This is a genomic window from Paraburkholderia sp. SIMBA_053, from assembly GCF_046534895.1.
Taxonomy (GTDB): Bacteria; Pseudomonadota; Gammaproteobacteria; order Burkholderiales; family Burkholderiaceae; genus Paraburkholderia; species Paraburkholderia caledonica.
This window is the reverse complement of the sequence record NZ_JAWRXU010000010.1, coordinates 212572-228050: the sequence shown is the minus strand read 5'-3', so window position 1 is coordinate 228050 and position 15479 is coordinate 212572. Positions and strand designations below refer to the sequence as shown.

Here is a 15479-nt window from a genome sequence, read left to right as displayed (position 1 = left end):
TGAAAGTAGGTAATCGTCAGGCTCCCCAGCAGCATCAGAAACCCCACCCCACAAAAGGTGGGGTTTCTGCGTTTACGCGGCGAAAAAACGCGCCGATAAACGGCGAGGCCGCGTCAGCCCTCACTGCCTGCCGACCCCAGATAGCTTCGCCGCCGCGGTCCAGAGCCGCGGCGGCGTTTCCGCCGCTAGCTTATTACTTCGTGATTCCTTCAGCCAATCCCGCAACGACTCCAGGCAGCGCGCCCGCAACGGCATCCATTTGACGCATGTCGGCCAACAACGCCTCATCGCGCGCGATTACCTTCGGCAAATGCGTGCGCAAAAACTCGACCCAGGTCCTCGTCTTCGCGTCGATGAACTTCCGCGACGGATACAGCGCATAAACGTTCATCTTCTGCAGCGTATAGTCCGGCAATACCCGCACCAACGTGCCATCCCTCAATCCCGCGATGGCAGCGTAAAGCGGCACCATGCCAATTCCCATGCCTTCCTGGATCGCGACGATTAACGACTCCGCAATATTCACCTGCACAGGACCGTCGACTTCCATCACCTCGCTGCCGTTGGGGCCGTCGAGAACCCACTCGTGCGGCGCAAACGCAGGCGTATGCAAGATCAGGCACTCGTGATGCGCGAGATCGGCAGGTTGTTCGGGCGCACCGCGCGCTGCGAGATACGCGGGCGATGCGCAAAGTATGCTGAACGTCGTACCAAGCGGGAACGAGACAAGGTCGGAATCGGGTAGCGCAGAAGCGCCAATCACCGCCACATCCGCGCTGCCTTCGAAAAGATCCGGTATGCGCTGCGACAGTGTCAACTCAACGGTCACTTCGGGATAAAGCGCGCGATAGTGTGCGATGGCCGGCAGCACGTAGTGTTGTCCAATGCTCGCAAAGCTATGCATGCGAAGCGGGCCGCTCGGGCGCTCATGCGCGCCGCTGGCTTCTTCTTCGGCGGTATCGACGTCGGCAAGTATTTGCTGACATCGCTTCAGATAGCGCTCGCCGGCGGTAGTCAGCGCAAGACGGCGCGTCGAACGGTTCAACAAGCGTGTACGCAGATGGGCCTCGAGTTCGGACACTGCGCGCGACATCGCGCCAGTCGTCGAATTGAAGGACTGCGCGGCAGCGGTAAAACTGCCGGCTTCCACTACGCGCGAGAACACCCGCATGTTTTGTAACGTATCCATCAAACCTTCTATTTCATAGCTGAAGACGTATTGTCCGCTCGACTGATCAGCTCATTGTTGTTTGTTCTGGAAGGGACGTTCCGCGGCCGGCCCGTTAATACGGACATCGCATGCTTCTACAATCGGCGCCTTGCTGGCCGGTGTCCACATGAACCGGCGCTTTCTTCCGCGATAAGCCCAGGCGCATTGCCTTCCAATGAAACGCAAACATGCGATCAGTCCAACCTCAGATTCCATTGAAAAGTGGCACGCGTTATTGCGCGATTTGAGCCCAGGCTTTCGCGACTGGGTGAGTACGGACGGACTCGTCTGGCTGCACCTACTGAAGACGGTCACCGCAGGATTGCTGGCACTAGGCATAGCGATGGTGCTGGATTTGCCACAACCGCGTATTGCCATGAGCACCGTGTTCGTGCTCATGCAACCGTTCAGCGGGATGGTGCTCGCGAAGAGCTTCTATCGGATTGTCGGAACGGCGGTGGGCGCGATGGCAGCGCTGACGCTCGGCGCGTTGTTCGTCCAGCAGGCTGAGTTGCACATGCTCGGCATGACCATCTGGATCAGCGCGTGTATCGCAGCGGCAGTCCGGTATCGGCATTTCAGATGGTACGGCTTTGTTCTCGCGGGTTACACGGCGGCGCTGATCGGCATTCCGACCGTCGCGGCTCCGCACGATCTTTTCCTCGCGGCGCTCACGCGCGCAGCCGAAGTGACGGTTGGGATCGTGTGCTCAAGCGCGGTAAGTGCGTTGATCGTGCCTCAGCGCTCGAGCCTTGCGCTACTGCGCGCATTGGAACTCCGGTACTGTAATTTTACTGCGTTCGCGGCCGACGTGCTTTCGCGCCAAGTCAGTCGCAGCGCGTTCGAGCGGCGTTTCGCGGCTCTCGTCGACGAAATCGTTGGCTTTGAAGCAACGCGCATCTTCGCCGCCTTTGAAGACCCGGCGATGCGTTTGCGCAGTCATCGCCTCGGCCGTCTGAACAGCGAGTTCATGGATGCCTGCGCGCGTCTGCATGCGCTGCATCAGTTGCTCAAGCGCTCTCACGCCGGCAACGCGTCCGCAACAATGGCCACGATCGACCCGTGCCTTCGTGAACTGGCGGCACTGCTCACATTGCGGCGGGACGCATCTGTCGATGTATCGCATGTCAGCGCCCGACTACGCCAATTTCAGACGGCGCTTCCGCGGCATGTCCGGCAGATAAGAGGGCAGTTGCACGAGGCGTCGGCAGAATTGCTGGCGGATTTCGACACAGCAGCAGAACTGCTATACCGCTTTGTCGATGAATGCGCGAAATACTCGGACACTTACAGCGCGCTTGCCCGGCGCGAAGATCGTCCACAAGAACGCAGCGCAAACCACTACGTCAGCATAACGAACGGTTATGTGGTTGCCTTCACGTTCATCCGCTCAGCTACGGTGATGGGCATCGCCGCCTGCTTCTGGATTGGGACGGGCTGGCCGAGCGGCGGCCTTGTTGTGATTGGCGCAGCGCTCGCTTGCGCGCTGACGTCGACCGCGCCGGACCCTACAAACATGGCTGTGCAGATGGGGCTCGGTTCCGCATTGGCGACCCTGGTTGGTTACGCATTCACCTGCTATGTGTACCCGAACATCGACGGCTTTCCACTTCTCTGCGTAATGCTTGCGCCCGTGTTGGCCACAGGTGCGTATCTGGCGACGCGGAAGCGGACAGCGGGGCTCGGCGTCGGCTTTTCGGTGTTCTTCTGTCTACTCGCTGCGCCGGATAACGTCGTGGTCTTCGAACCTGACCTGCTCATCAACAACGGCGTTGCGCTCACAGCATCGATGTTTCTGGCCGCCATTGTCCTCGCCACGGTCTTTCCCGCCGATATGCGGTGGCTCATCGAACGAATCATAGGCGATCTGCGGGCGCAAGCTGTGCTCGCATGCAAAGACCAGCGGCCGGAACTCAACCAACGTTTTCAGTCGAGTACCCACGACCTCGCTTCGCAATTGCGTCTACTGCTGACGCGGCGGTCGCGGCGCCGCCGTCACGCGTTGCGCTGGATGCTGGCGACGCTCGAAGTGGGCCACGCCGTAATCGATCTGCGCAACGAAGCGAGCCGTGCCCATTATCTGCAACCGCTCGATCCGCGTTGGCGTCCGGCTGTCGAAGCCGTGCTCGATCGTCTCGCGCAGCTGTTCGAGCGGCCCGACGCGCGAACTTTGGACGGCGCCTTCGTAGCGGTTCGCTCGGCTATCTGGATCGCTCAGGACTTGTCGGCTGCGGTTCGCACAGATCCCGGCGAACGTCACGACGTGCAGCGCATTCTCAGTTGCCTTCATTTCATCCGCACAGCTTTGCTGGACAAAGATGCGCCTTTCGCATCGCGCTGACGAAAATAGGCGTCTGCGTCACGCGCGATCTTTCCGCCGGATGGAAAGGTCACTTCTGGGCAGCCCCGTTTATTCGCACATACAGCGGCCATATAGTTTCATCGTTGTCACGCAGTAACCGTTAGTCCTGGAGAACGAAATGAAATTGAAGACTGTCCTGGCCGTGTGCTCTCTGTTTGCCGCTGTCGCTCATGCACAAACGCCGCAGGTCGCCCCGCAACAGCAGGCGCCGCAGGCGATTGCCCAAAGCAACGATAGCGTTGTCCCGGCGAAGCCGGCTGTCGCGCCTGCGAACAACGCCGACGAGTGCGTCGGCCCTGTGAGCTTCTGCAACATTTACTTCGGCAGCTAGTAGCATCGAGCGGCATTACGCCGCGTTCGAGAGCGTGTCGCGACGCATGGATGATGACGCCGCGGCCACCGCGACAAGTCGACCGCCGACCAAAGCGCACCGCAGACGCGCGCACCGGTAGAGCGATCGCTGACCATGGAGGGACCCGTTTCATGTACGAAGACCGGATTCGCTGCGATTCGCTGCGCAATAAGATTACATCCGCCGCCGACGCAGCACTCGCAATTAAGGACGGCATGCGCGTGGGCGCGAGCGGCTTCACGCGCGCGGGAGACGCCAAAGCTGTTCCGCTTGCATTGGCCGAGCGCGCTCGCCACGCAGACAAACCGCTGCGCATCACCTTGATGACGGGTGCGTCGCTCGGCCATGACGTGGACCGCATGCTCACCGAGGCTCATGTGCTGGCGCGCCGGTTGCCGTTTCAGGTCGACAAGACGCTGCGCGACGCAATCAACCGCGGCGAGGTGATGTTCGTCGACCAGCATCTCTCGGAGACGGTCGAAATGCTGCGCGCCAACCAGCTCGGCAAACTCGATGTCGCGATCATCGAGGCCGTGGCTATCACGGAAAGCGGCGGCATAGTGCCGACCACATCGGTGGGAAACTCGGCAAGTTTCGCGATACTCGCCGATAAGGTCATTGTTGAAATCAACCTGGCGCAGCCGCTCGCATTGGAGGGGCTGCACGACATCTGGATTCCAGGCCGCCGGCCGAATCGCGACCCGCTCCCGCTCGTTCATGCGCGCGATCGAATCGGCACGCCGGCGATCGAAATTCCAGCCGAAAAAATCGCGGCGATCGTTATAACCGACAAGCCAGATAGCCCTTCTACAGTGCTGCCCGCAGACACGGAGACGAATCTGATAGCGGGTCACCTGATCGAATTCTTCCAGCATGAAGTTGCGCACGGACGTATGCCGCGACGTTTGCCACCGCTGCAGGCGGGCATAGGCACGATCGCGAACGCTGTTTTGGCCGGCTTCGTGGATGCGCCTTTCGACGCGTTCGAAATTTACTCCGAGGTGCTGCAGGATTCCACCTTCGACCTGTTGGATGCAGGGAAAGTTACGTTCGCCTCGGGTGCGTCGATCACGTTATCTGCCGCGCGTCAGGCGCAGGTGTTCGGCGAGCTCGAACGTTACCGCAGCCGCCTCGTGTTGCGCCCGCAAGAAGTGAGTAACCATCCCGAAGTGATTCGCCGGCTCGGACTGATCGCATTGAACACTGCACTCGAATTCGACATCTACGGCAACGTGAATTCAACGCATGTGGGCGGCACGCATATGATGAACGGCATCGGCGGATCGGGCGACTTTGCACGCAATGCGTCGTGTGCGATCTTCGCGACCAAGTCGACGGCGAAGGGCGGTCGCGTTTCCAGCGTCGTGCCGATGGTTCCCCACTGCGACCACAACGAGCATGACGTGGACGTGGTCGTGACCGAACAGGGCTTGGCTGATCTGCGCGGTCTCGCCCCGCGCGAACGCGCCACGCTCATTATTCAGAACTGCGTGCATCCGCAATATCGTGAGCTGCTTCGCGACTACTACCGGGATGCGTTGCGAGCCGGAGGCCAGACACCGCATCGACTCGAAGAGGCTTTCGCCTGGCATGCGCGGCTACGCGACACTGGGTCGATGTTGCCGGCGGCGCAGGCAGCTGCTTAAGCCAGGACAAAGCTGGCGTCAGGTACGTTGCCCCCGACGCCAGCTTTGTGCAACAAGCGCTACGTTAGCCGCCGCGCCGAACGAGGCGGATGATAAACAGCAGGATGACCGCGCCGATCACAGCAGTAATGATCGAGCCGATCCAGCCGCCACCCAGCGAAATGTGCAGCACGCCGGCGAGCCAACCGCCAATGAACGCGCCCACAATGCCGACGATGATGTCGACGATAAGGCCGAAGCCGCCGCCTTTGACGAGCACGCCGGCCAGCCAGCCAGCGATCGCGCCGATGACAAGCCAGGCAATGATGCCGTGTTCCATAATCGAGACTCCATGGTTGAATGTAGAAAAAACGCGGTGACAAAGCTTAGTCGAAGCCGGTGGGGCAGTCCATATTCAGGATGCAGAATTAACATTGTCTGAAACTGTTGTAAGCCAGATGTAGACAACGCACGCGGGCCAAAGCGACCAGGAAATTTCGACGATCAGCGCAGACCAATCGACAAAGTAATACGGAGTCCAAATATTGACGGCGGTCATCACGATAAACACACTATCCGCACGTTTTGTATTTGTCTGGGCATCGCAAGATCGTTACGCATGCCTGGAAAGCCTGCCTGGAAAAATAGCCAGTTCGCTGAACCGCATCGGTTCTCCGCCGTTCTCTGCCGTTCATGTCGTCGAGGAATGTATGAAAACTAAAGCTCTTGGCATCATTGCGGGCGCGTTGATTGCCGCCGCCCCGTTCGCGTCCTTCGCCGCAGGTTTGCCTGCTCCGTTTGAAGGAAGCAGTACCCTGCAGGCGGAAGGTGTCGTGACATCTGTCGACCGTGCAAAGCATTCCGTAACTGTGCGAGACGTGCAGGGCGGTGAGGCGTCGTTCGACATTACGGATAGCCGAGACCTGGCGCGAATCAGTCAAGGCGGCAAGGTACATATCCGTATGATGCGTACCGCTGTAATCCGGGTTACGCACGGTGCGAACGGGGAAGGCGCAATCGCTGCTCCCGCTGCGTCACTCGGGCAGACTAACCCCGAACAGAACGTAAGCGCTCAAGTGCAGGCAATCGACCATGCTTCCGGCGTGATGGCGTTGAAAGACGCAAACGGCTCAGTCTTCCATCTTCAGGGCCGCGATCCGGCAAAGCTGGCGAACGTAACGCCGGGCATGCAAGTGTCGGTGGCGTTCGCGCCGCAAATCAATGTCGCGGTCGCCCCCGCGCAGTAATGAGCGTTTTCATGTGCCGGCGTGTTGCGTCGAGCGAACAGAGCATGTGCTTTCGAACGCCGCTTCGAGCGACGCCTAGTCCGGCACGCCGGGCACAAGGCGCACACGGGTGATCTCCGAAGGTGCGCCAAGGCGCTTCGGCGGTCCCCAGTAACCGGTGCCGCGGCTCGTGTATACCCACAATCCGTTCAGGCGTGCGAGGCCAGCGGTGAACGGTTGCTGAATCCGCACGAAGAAGTTCCATGGGAAGAACTGGCCGCCGTGCGTGTGACCCGACAGTTGCAGCGTGAAGCCGGCTGCAGCGGCTGCTTCGGCGGAGCGTGGCTGGTGCGCGAGCAGCACTTTGATCAGCACGTCGCCCGGTGCACCCGCGATCGCTGCCATCGGGTCACTGCGGTGCAGTGGATCATGATGGCCAGCCGAATAATCGGTTACGCCGGCAATGACGGCGCGCGCGCCGTCATGCTCGACGATCACGTGTTCGTTGAGTAGCACGTTGAGTCCGAGGCGCCGGAATTCGTCGATCCACGCGTTGGCTCCCGCGTAATACTCGTGATTGCCAGTAACCAGGAACGCGCCGTGACGTGCACTCAGGCGCGAGAGCGGCTGTGTGTGATGAGTCAGCTGTGGGACCGTGCCATCCACCACGTCGCCTGTCACGGCAATGAGGTCAGGCTTCAGATGATTCACCGCGTCGACGATCGCGTCTACATAGCGGCGCTTGATGGTCGGGCCCACGTGGATGTCGCTGATCTGAACAATCGTGAAGCCATCGAGGGCGGCTGGCAGATCTTCGATCGGCACGTCGATCGTCACGACGCGGGCGCGGCGGCGGGCATTGAATAGGCCGACCAGCGTGGACAGTATTGCAAGCAACGGCACGGCTGCGGCGGTGCCGGTCCGCCAACGAGCGAGGGCGATTGTGCCCGGCCAGATCGCGTCCACGGTCATCAGTGAGGCCAGCACCAGGTCGCGCGCAAATGTGAGAACCAGCAGAGAAGAGAAGAAGCCCATTGCCAGCAAGCCGACCCACGCGAGCCGGTCGCCGAGCGGTTGCTGTTTGATCGTGCGCGCAAGCATGCCGAGCGGAATGAGCAGGACCGACAGCACCAGCCACAAGCCTGCCAGCGTGCGGACGGTCGTGCCGACCGGCATGTCCGGTATCAAACGGAAGCCGACGTAAATGTGCAGCAGGATGCCAATCAGGATCAGGCGTACAAGGAACGATGAGCGGCGCATAGAGAACGTGAGGGCGGGTAGGGGCCGGAAGGATGAAGCGCCGGCGGTGGCCAGTCGCTGCGGCGATGTAACCGACGGGCTGGCTCATTCTACCGGCATGCGCAACGGCGTGCCGGCGCGTGAAATGCACGAGTGTCCGCGCGCAGTCGAGTGTTTCGCTGCAGCGCAGCGATAGCGGCAGGCGGGCCATGTGTCGACAAGGCATTTGCCTAAAGCCATCCACCATGAGCATGGCTCAGCACGCTGATAACCCTAATTAAATGGGCTTTGAATTAAGCGTAGGCGTGGACTATTCTGAAAGTAAGCCGGCTGGCGGAAAGAATCGCTGCAACGTCTATCGACACGACAGCGGTCGAATTCAGTCGGCGTTATCGCCACAAAGGCGAGGCAGGAGGCGATCATGAAGCTGCTCCGATCAGGCCATCGTTTTCACCACGGGGGGCCTGCGCGCCGTACTCATCACGTGGGATACGAGGGCAGTCATGTGATGCTGCCTCTCGTCGGCCTGTCGTTGATGGCGTTGGGTTTGTACCTCGGCGTGCGCAACATCGACTTCTCCGAGGTCGGCAAGAGCGCGCTATTCGGTGTCGTAATGCTGTGCGTCGCGCTCGGTATTGCGGGGCTGTTCGGGGTTGTCGGCGCCTGGCTGCGCTCCAATGGCGACGAAACCGTAGAAAATTTCTGCTTCGTCGGCGCGGTGATAGGCGTCGTCGTGTTTTACATCGCAATCTTCACCTGAAACGGCGTGCGTCAGACTATCCGCGCGGCCTCGGCAAAGCTCAAGCGGGGGCTGCGCGGAAACAGTTTCGACGCATCACCGTAACCGAGATTGACCAGGAAGTTCGACCGGATCGTCGTGCCGGCGAAGAACGTCTCGTCGACTTGGGTTGCGTCGAAGCCCGACATTGGGCCGGCGTCGAGACCAAGCGCGCGAGCGGCAAGGATCAGGTATCCACCTTGTAGCGTCGAGTTGCGAAACGCCGTGTCGGCAATTGCCTTGTCGTTACCGGCAAACCAGCTACGCGCATCGGCATGCGGGAAAAGCTTCGGCAGATGCTCATAAAATGCCATGTCCATCCCGACAATGACCGTCACGGGCGCCGCCATCGTCTTGTCCACGTTACCGGGGGACAACGCTGGCCGCAACTTCTCCTTGGCGGCCGGACTTTTGACAAAGACGAACCGTCCTGGACTGCAATTGGCCGATGTCGGGCCGAGCAGCGTCAACTCTACGAGTTGCTCGAGCAATGCGTCATCAACGGGTTTCGGCTGCCAGGCACTGTACGTCCGGGCTTCCCGAAACAACTGGTCGAACGCCTGATCGGATAAATTCATCGTAATGGTCCAGTGAAGGTGGCGCCGCGATCGCAGCGCAATGAGAAGCCCCAAAAGACGCACCCGCCGAGTCCAATGAAACCGCAAGCCGCTAACGCAGGCGGGTCGTCTTTGCCACCATAATAGTCAACGTTCCATTGCGCACGCTTCGCACTCGTTTCAAGCAACCATATGACGGACCTATTCGATGACCTTCCGACGCCTGACGTCGCCTGGTATCCCGACTGGCTCGCGCCCGATAGAGCCGAGCAGTGCCTTGCGCAACTTCTAGCCGAAGTCGAATGGCGGCAAGATACGATGGGTACGCCCGGCGGCCGCGTCGCGCTGCCGCGGCTAACCGCGTGGCAGGGGGATCCCGACGCGGTGTATGTCTATTCCGGCATACGCAATCTGCCGCAACCGTGGACGCCCACAGTCGCGGAACTCAAGGCCGCTGCCGAAGCGGCCAGCAATGCGCGGTTCAATAGCGTTCTGCTCAATCGCTATCGCAGCGGCACCGACAGTATGGGATGGCATGCGGACCGCGAGCGCGAGCTCGGGCCGCAGCCGGTGATCGCATCGGTCAGCCTGGGCACGGCGCGCACATTCGACCTGCGGCATAACAAGACCGGCACCGTTCAGTCGTTTTCGCTGAAAAGCGGCAGCCTGCTGGTCATGAAGGGCGAGACGCAGGCCGAATGGCGGCATCGGGTGCCGAAAGAGCCGCGCGTAGCTGGCGAGCGCATCAACCTTACCTTCCGATGGGTCACACCCCGCGAGGAAGCGGGCCGGTCATCGCGCGCATAAACGCCTCATCGCAGATTCGACTTCCTGGACGCAGCAAAGCGCGTGTCACTCAGCAGGTAAGCACATAAAAACCACTGGCCGCTTTGCCGCCACTCCGATCCATGAACGGATTGGCGCCCCGCAGCTTTGCGCCCGCTATCTCCGCGTAAGCCCGCGTCCTATATCAAAATTGATATTGCCGACGCGAATCATATGATTGGACTGTTAAGGCCCGGCACACTACGCTACATCACGATCCACGCATCGCGCAGGACTTAGGGCCGCGCGGATTCGACGGGGTCGCTTACACAACAACGATCAGGAGACAGTCATGGCGAATACACGACGCGCCGCATGTCGTGCGTTGGGCGCGCTCGCGCTGTGCGCGGGTTTCGGTACGCTGACGCTGGCAACGCCCGGCGCCTATGCGCAGGACAAACAGATCACGCTGGGTTTCGCCCAGGTCGGCGCCGAAAGCGCATGGCGGACCGCCAACACGGAGTCGGTGAAGTCCGCTGCGGCTGACGCCAAAATCAAACTCAAGTTCTCGGACGCGCAGCAGAAGCAGGAAAACCAGATCAAGGCGATCCGTTCGTATATTGCGCAGAAAGTCGACGTCATCGCTTTCTCGCCGGTCGTCGAATCGGGCTGGGAACCGGTGCTGCGCGAGGCTAAGGCCGCGAAGATTCCTGTGATTCTCACTGACCGCAACGTCGACGTCAAAGACACCTCGCTGTACGTGACGATGATCGGCTCTGACTTCCTTGAAGAGGGCCGGCGCGGCGGGAAATGGCTCGCCGATCACTATAAAGATGCGCAAGGTCCGGTCAACATCGCTGAATTGCAGGGAACCGTAGGCTCCGCACCGGCGAACGACCGGCACGCTGGCCTCATCGAAGTGATCAAGAGCGATCCCAAGTTCAAGGTTATCGCGTCGCAAAGCGGCGACTTCACGTTGGCCGGCGGCAAGCAGGTCATGGAAGCGTTTATTAAAACTTATGGAAATAAAATAAATGTAGTTTATGCGCATAACGACGATATGGCGCTCGGTGCCATCCAGGCAATGGAAGAGGCGGGCATGCATCCGGGCAAGGACGTCATCGTCGTTTCGTTCGATGCAACCAAAGGCGGCTTCCAGGCAATGGCCGCGGGCAAGATGAATGTCGACGTGGAATGCAGCCCGTTGCTCGGACCGCAACTCATGTCGGCGGTAAAGGATGTGGTGGCCGGCAAGCCTTTGCCGAAGCGCATCCTGACCGAAGAAACCGTCTTCCCGATGAGCGTTGCGGCGCAGACGTTGCCAACGCGAAAGTACTAGGAAAAGTAATTAGTCTTCCTCGCTATTTGCCTGTATGCCATAACGGTTAATCCAGCGCTGGCAGTAGCAGAGGAAGCCGTAATCGAGCTTCAAAAATTTCTCCAGCGGTGCCTGACCGTCCGATTGCTTGGGCAGCGGACGGTCTCTTTTCACCCGATGCTGGGGCTTGCCGCAACGACGGCAACACAGGCACGACGCGCCAAGGCACCACGACACCAACGCACCGCCGCTCGAGCGAGGTCTATGACGCATCCCGCTTCCGAACCGAATCCGCCGGCCACGAGAACGACCCCCTCCGTTGCAGCTACCGTTGCAGTCGACGGCGACGTGGACCCCTGCGAGCCGATTCTTGCCACCACCGGTGTCAGCAAGACGTTCCCTGGCGTCAAGGCGCTCCAACGCGTCGATTTCCGATTATTCCCCGGTGAGGTTCACACGCTGATGGGGCAGAACGGAGCCGGCAAGTCCACTCTGATCAATGTGCTCACGGGCGTGATCGCACCCGACACCGGGACAATCAGACTCGCGGGCGAAGTCGTGGCCTTCGCTTCGCCGCAGGAAGCCGAGGCAGCCGGCGTACGCACGCTGTATCAGGAAGTCAATCTGTGCCCGAACCTGTCGGTCGCTGAAAACATTTTCGCCGGCCGGCAGCCGCGGCGGTTTGGCGCGATCGATTGGCCGGACATCAAACGCCGCGCGCAAGCTGCGCTCGCACGCCTCGATATCTCGCTAGACGTGACGCGCTCGCTGGACGCCTATCCCATCGCAGTGCAGCAGATGGTGGCGATTGCCAGAGCGCTTTCCGTCGATGCACGCGTGCTCATACTCGACGAACCCACGTCGAGTCTCGACGACAGCGAAGTCGCACAGCTCTTCAAAATACTTCGGCATCTTAAGCAATCTGGAATTGCGATTCTGTTCGTCACGCACTTTATCGAGCAGACGTATGCCATTTCCGATCGCATTACGGTCATGCGCAACGGCGAGCGCGAGGGCGAATACCTCGCGCGGAATCTATCGGCCGATCAACTGGTCGCGAAGATGGTCGGTCACGAGCGCATGAGCGAGCGCCTTCGCGAAGCCGCGCATGAAGCGTCCGCTCCGGGCGGAACGGAACGAGGCGAGCGGGCAGCGTCGGCGTTTATCGAATTGCGCGGCGTGGGCAAGCGCGGCACCTTGCAGCCGATCGACCTGAATGTCGAGCGCGGTCAGATACTCGGACTCGCCGGACTGCTCGGTTCAGGCCGCACCGAGACGGCGCGGCTGTTGTTCGGCGCGGATCGCGCCGATAGCGGCACGATGCTTGTGGACGGCAAACCCGTACGGCTGCGCTCGCCGCACGATGCGGTGCGCCACGGCATTGCGTATTGCGCGGAAGACCGCAAGAAAGAGGGCATCGTCGCGGACCTGTCGATTCGCGAGAACATCCTGCTGGCATTGCAGGCAAGACGTGGATGGTGGCGCAAAATCAGCCGTCAGCGTGCGCGCGAACTGGCCGACTTGTGGATCGAACGGCTCGGCATCAAGGCCTCGGACGCTGAGCAGCCTATCGGGCTTCTGTCGGGCGGCAACCAGCAGAAAGCGCTGCTTGCGCGCTGGCTCGCCACCGATCCGAAACTCCTGATTCTCGACGAACCCACGCGCGGCATCGATGTCGCCGCGAAGTTCGACATCATGGACCGTCTGCTTGCGTTGTGCGCAAACGGTCTGAGCATTCTGTTCATTTCGTCCGAGATCAGCGAAGTGCTGCGCGTCAGTCATCGCGTGGCCGTCTTGCGCGACCGCCGCAAGATCGCTGAAGTCGAGGGTAAGGCGTCGAATGAAGACAATATCTACCGACTCATCGCGGGGAGCGGCGAATGAAGCTATCGAACTGGCTCGCGCGTGACGGCGTCGAGCGTCCGTTGATCTGGCCGTGCGTGACGCTGGCGCTGTTGTGCGCGTTGAACCTCTGGGTCAATCCGCATTTCCTGTCGCTGCGCATGCTCGACGGCCATCTGTTCGGCGCGCCGATCGACGTGTTGAACCGCGCCGCGCCGCTCGTGCTGGTCGCGACCGGCATGACGCTCGTTATCGCGACGCGCGGCATCGACATTTCGGTGGGCGCGGTCGTCGCAATCGCCGGCGCTGCCGCGGCGACGATACTCGCGACGCAACCCGTGCCGACCGGCGGCCTGATCGCGCAGGCGTTGCTTGCGGCGTTGATCGTCGGTGTGTTGAGCGGTATGTGGAACGGCTTGCTCGTGTCCTTTGTCGGCATGCAGCCGATCATTGCGACGTTGATTCTGATGGTCGCGGGCCGTGGCATCGCACAGTTGTTGACGGCGGGGCAGATCATTCCGATCGGCGCGCCCGGCTATCTGTTCGTCGGCGGCGGCTACTGGCTCGGTGTGCCGTGCTCGGTATGGATCGCGACGATCGCCGTGCTGGCGACAGCGGCGCTCGTCGAGGGAACGGCGCTCGGGCTCTTTATCCGCGCGATCGGTGTGAATCCTGTTGCGACTCGCCTCGTCGGCTTGCGCTCGAAAGCACTCGTTTTCGCGGTGTACGGCTTCTCCGGCCTGACCGCGGCGATGGCGGGCATCCTGATCAGCTCGAACGTGCGCAGCGCCGACGGCAACAACGCCGGCCTTCTGCTGGAACTCGACGCTATTCTCGCCGTCACGCTCGGCGGCACGTCGCTGCTCGGCGGCCGCTTCAGTTTCGCCGGCACGGTGCTCGGCGCACTGATCATCCAGACGCTGACCTACACGACGTATTCGATCGGTGTGCCGCCCGAAGCTACGTTGGTCGTGAAGGCAGCGGTAGTGCTCACGGTTAGCGTAATCCAGTCGCCGGCCGCGCGCGCACTTGCAATGTCGGTTGGCTTGCAGATGATCAAGCAACGCGGGGTGGCACGATGAGACGATTCTTCTCTGCGTGGGCGCATATTGTCGATCCGCGCACATTGCCCATTGCGGTCACGATCCTGCTGTTCTGCGCGCTGTTCGGCTTCGGCTCCGTGATGTACACCGGTTTCTTCTCGTGGCAGGTGTTGCTTGATCTGCTTGTCGACAACGCCTTTTTGCTGATCGTTGCGATCGGCATGACGTTCGTGATCGTGTCCGGCGGCATCGACCTGTCGGTGGGTTCCGTGGTTGCGCTCACCACCATCGTCGAAGCGGTATTGTCGGAACGCTATCACTTATCGGTGTGGGTGATCGTGCCGATCGTTCTGGTGATGGGCACCGTATTTGGCGCCGTGCAGGGCGCGCTGATTCATTTCTTTCGACTGCAGGCTTTTATCGTGACGCTCGCCGGCATGTTCTTCGCGCGCGGCTTGTGTTTCCTGATAACCACGCAGTCCATCACGATTACGGACCCGACCTTCCACGCCATCTCGGCATTCCGGCTCGACATCGGCATCGGCTCTGTGACGGCGAACGTGCTGATCGCATTCGTCGCGCTGCTCGGGGCGATCTATGTCGCTCACTTCACGCGTTTTGGACGCAACGTGTACGCGGTAGGCGGCAATGCGCGCTCCGCTTTGCTGATGGGGCTGCCGGTCGCGCATACGCGCATCGGCGTGTATGCGCTGAGCGGCTTCTGCTCGGCGCTCGGCGGCGCCGTGTTCACGTTTTACGTGTTGTCCGGCTACGGCCTGCAAGGGCAAGGGATGGAACTCGACGCCATCGCGGCAACCGTGATCGGCGGAACGCTGCTGACAGGCGGTGTCGGCTATGTGGTCGGTTCGCTGTTCGGCGTCGGCATTCTCGGCACGATTCAAACGTTGATTACGTTCGACGGCACACTCAGTTCCTGGTGGACCCGCATCGTGATCGGCGCGCTGCTTTGCGCTTTCTGTTTGCTGCAACGGCTGATCGAACGGCATGCAAAGTCGGTGCGGCGACCTGGCGGCACCGGCGCGGTCGTCACGTCGGGACGCGAGCGCGGGCAGACCGAGCCTTCAGGCGCATCGGATTCGCACGTTATAGGACGCGCGCCCGAGCAGGCGTGAGCAGGCATCAGCGGTGGCCGGCGGCGTGA

The 15479-nt window shown here is 61.0% G+C and carries 14 protein-coding genes; 10 read left to right on the top strand and 4 right to left on the bottom strand.

The features are described from left to right. Window positions 1–193: 193 nt before the first annotated feature. Window positions 194–1189, bottom strand: coding sequence for a LysR family transcriptional regulator (locus SB753_RS25970; RefSeq protein WP_410802545.1), 996 nt, complete (start codon window positions 1187–1189; stop codon window positions 194–196). A gap of 196 nt (window positions 1190–1385) precedes the next feature. On the opposite strand from SB753_RS25970, the gene SB753_RS25965 reads away from it, so the two are divergent. The 3 genes from SB753_RS25965 (at window position 1386) to SB753_RS25955 (ending at window position 5570) form a co-directional block, all read left to right on the top strand. Beyond that, window positions 1386–3551, top strand: coding sequence for an FUSC family protein (locus SB753_RS25965; RefSeq protein ID WP_410802543.1), 2166 nt, complete (start codon window positions 1386–1388; stop codon window positions 3549–3551). A gap of 139 nt (window positions 3552–3690) precedes the next feature. Next, on the top strand, window positions 3691–3903 hold the full coding sequence (locus SB753_RS25960; RefSeq protein ID WP_410802541.1) for a hypothetical protein: 213 nt from the start codon (window positions 3691–3693) through the stop codon (window positions 3901–3903). A 152-nt stretch (window positions 3904–4055) separates the two neighbouring features. Continuing rightward, window positions 4056–5570 carry an acetyl-CoA hydrolase/transferase family protein gene (locus tag SB753_RS25955; protein WP_131317651.1) on the top strand — a complete coding sequence of 505 codons (1515 nt, stop codon included), beginning with the start codon at window positions 4056–4058 and terminating at the stop codon, window positions 5568–5570. 64 nt (window positions 5571–5634) lie between these two features. On the opposite strand, the gene SB753_RS25950 is transcribed toward SB753_RS25955, so the two are convergent. After that, the gene (locus SB753_RS25950; RefSeq protein WP_020070279.1) at window positions 5635–5889 is read right to left on the bottom strand and encodes a GlsB/YeaQ/YmgE family stress response membrane protein; all 255 of its coding nucleotides are present in this window, start codon (window positions 5887–5889) and stop codon (window positions 5635–5637) included. Window positions 5890–6259: 370 nt separating this feature from the next. On the opposite strand from SB753_RS25950, the gene SB753_RS25945 reads away from it, so the two are divergent. Next, window positions 6260–6796, top strand: a complete 537-nt coding sequence (locus SB753_RS25945; protein WP_408201543.1) for a hypothetical protein — start codon at window positions 6260–6262, stop codon at window positions 6794–6796. A gap of 75 nt (window positions 6797–6871) precedes the next feature. Here the strand turns inward: SB753_RS25945 and SB753_RS25940 are convergent, their stop codons facing one another. Next, window positions 6872–8035, bottom strand: a complete 1164-nt coding sequence (locus SB753_RS25940) for a metallophosphoesterase (protein WP_408166176.1) — start codon at window positions 8033–8035, stop codon at window positions 6872–6874. 400 nt (window positions 8036–8435) lie between these two features. On the opposite strand from SB753_RS25940, the gene SB753_RS25935 reads away from it, so the two are divergent. Then, a complete protein-coding gene (locus tag SB753_RS25935) occupies window positions 8436–8774 on the top strand; it encodes a hypothetical protein (RefSeq protein ID WP_027804984.1) in 339 nt (112 codons plus the stop codon). 11 nt (window positions 8775–8785) lie between these two features. Here SB753_RS25935 and SB753_RS25930 read toward each other — a convergent pair whose 3' ends face one another. Then, window positions 8786–9370, bottom strand: a complete 585-nt coding sequence (locus SB753_RS25930; protein ID WP_392395281.1) for a malonic semialdehyde reductase — start codon at window positions 9368–9370, stop codon at window positions 8786–8788. A 171-nt stretch (window positions 9371–9541) separates the two neighbouring features. On the opposite strand from SB753_RS25930, the gene SB753_RS25925 reads away from it, so the two are divergent. The 5 genes from SB753_RS25925 (at window position 9542) to yjfF (ending at window position 15450) form a co-directional block, all read left to right on the top strand. Further along, window positions 9542–10156: an alpha-ketoglutarate-dependent dioxygenase AlkB family protein gene (locus SB753_RS25925; RefSeq protein WP_410802539.1), complete on the top strand. Its 615-nt coding sequence runs from the start codon at window positions 9542–9544 to the stop codon at window positions 10154–10156. Window positions 10157–10466: 310 nt separating this feature from the next. Then, the gene (locus SB753_RS25920; protein ID WP_020070285.1) at window positions 10467–11453 is read left to right on the top strand and encodes an ABC transporter substrate-binding protein; all 987 of its coding nucleotides are present in this window, start codon (window positions 10467–10469) and stop codon (window positions 11451–11453) included. Window positions 11454–11696: 243 nt separating this feature from the next. Next, a complete protein-coding gene (locus SB753_RS25915; protein WP_020070286.1) occupies window positions 11697–13316 on the top strand; it encodes a sugar ABC transporter ATP-binding protein in 1620 nt (539 codons plus the stop codon). Then, window positions 13313–14356, top strand: a complete 1044-nt coding sequence (locus SB753_RS25910; RefSeq protein ID WP_410802537.1) for an ABC transporter permease — start codon at window positions 13313–13315, stop codon at window positions 14354–14356. Before SB753_RS25915 ends, SB753_RS25910 begins: the two co-directional genes overlap by 4 nt. Beyond that, window positions 14353–15450 (top strand): galactofuranose ABC transporter, permease protein YjfF, encoded by a 1098-nt coding sequence (gene yjfF, locus SB753_RS25905; protein WP_020070288.1) that lies wholly within the window; start codon window positions 14353–14355, stop codon window positions 15448–15450. The genes SB753_RS25910 and yjfF overlap by 4 nt, the downstream gene beginning before the upstream one ends. Window positions 15451–15479 lie beyond the last annotated feature (29 nt).

Excerpts from the sequence above, each read along its gene's own strand:
- SB753_RS25970 (WP_410802545.1), bottom strand. The coding sequence starts at position 1,189 with ATGGATACGTTACAAAACATGCGGGTGTTCTCGCGCGTAGTGGAAGCC.
- SB753_RS25965 (WP_410802543.1), top strand. The coding sequence starts at position 1,386 with ATGAAACGCAAACATGCGATCAGTCCAACCTCAGATTCCATTGAAAAG.
- SB753_RS25960 (WP_410802541.1), top strand. The coding sequence starts at position 3,691 with ATGAAATTGAAGACTGTCCTGGCCGTGTGCTCTCTGTTTGCCGCTGTC.
- SB753_RS25955 (WP_131317651.1), top strand. The coding sequence starts at position 4,056 with ATGTACGAAGACCGGATTCGCTGCGATTCGCTGCGCAATAAGATTACA.
- SB753_RS25950 (WP_020070279.1), bottom strand. The coding sequence starts at position 5,889 with ATGGAACACGGCATCATTGCCTGGCTTGTCATCGGCGCGATCGCTGGC.
- SB753_RS25945 (WP_408201543.1), top strand. The coding sequence starts at position 6,260 with ATGAAAACTAAAGCTCTTGGCATCATTGCGGGCGCGTTGATTGCCGCC.
- SB753_RS25940 (WP_408166176.1), bottom strand. The coding sequence starts at position 8,035 with ATGCGCCGCTCATCGTTCCTTGTACGCCTGATCCTGATTGGCATCCTG.
- SB753_RS25935 (WP_027804984.1), top strand. The coding sequence starts at position 8,436 with ATGAAGCTGCTCCGATCAGGCCATCGTTTTCACCACGGGGGGCCTGCG.
- SB753_RS25930 (WP_392395281.1), bottom strand. The coding sequence starts at position 9,370 with ATGAATTTATCCGATCAGGCGTTCGACCAGTTGTTTCGGGAAGCCCGG.
- SB753_RS25925 (WP_410802539.1), top strand. The coding sequence starts at position 9,542 with ATGACGGACCTATTCGATGACCTTCCGACGCCTGACGTCGCCTGGTAT.
- SB753_RS25920 (WP_020070285.1), top strand. The coding sequence starts at position 10,467 with ATGGCGAATACACGACGCGCCGCATGTCGTGCGTTGGGCGCGCTCGCG.
- SB753_RS25915 (WP_020070286.1), top strand. The coding sequence starts at position 11,697 with ATGACGCATCCCGCTTCCGAACCGAATCCGCCGGCCACGAGAACGACC.
- SB753_RS25910 (WP_410802537.1), top strand. The coding sequence starts at position 13,313 with ATGAAGCTATCGAACTGGCTCGCGCGTGACGGCGTCGAGCGTCCGTTG.
- yjfF (WP_020070288.1), top strand. The coding sequence starts at position 14,353 with ATGAGACGATTCTTCTCTGCGTGGGCGCATATTGTCGATCCGCGCACA.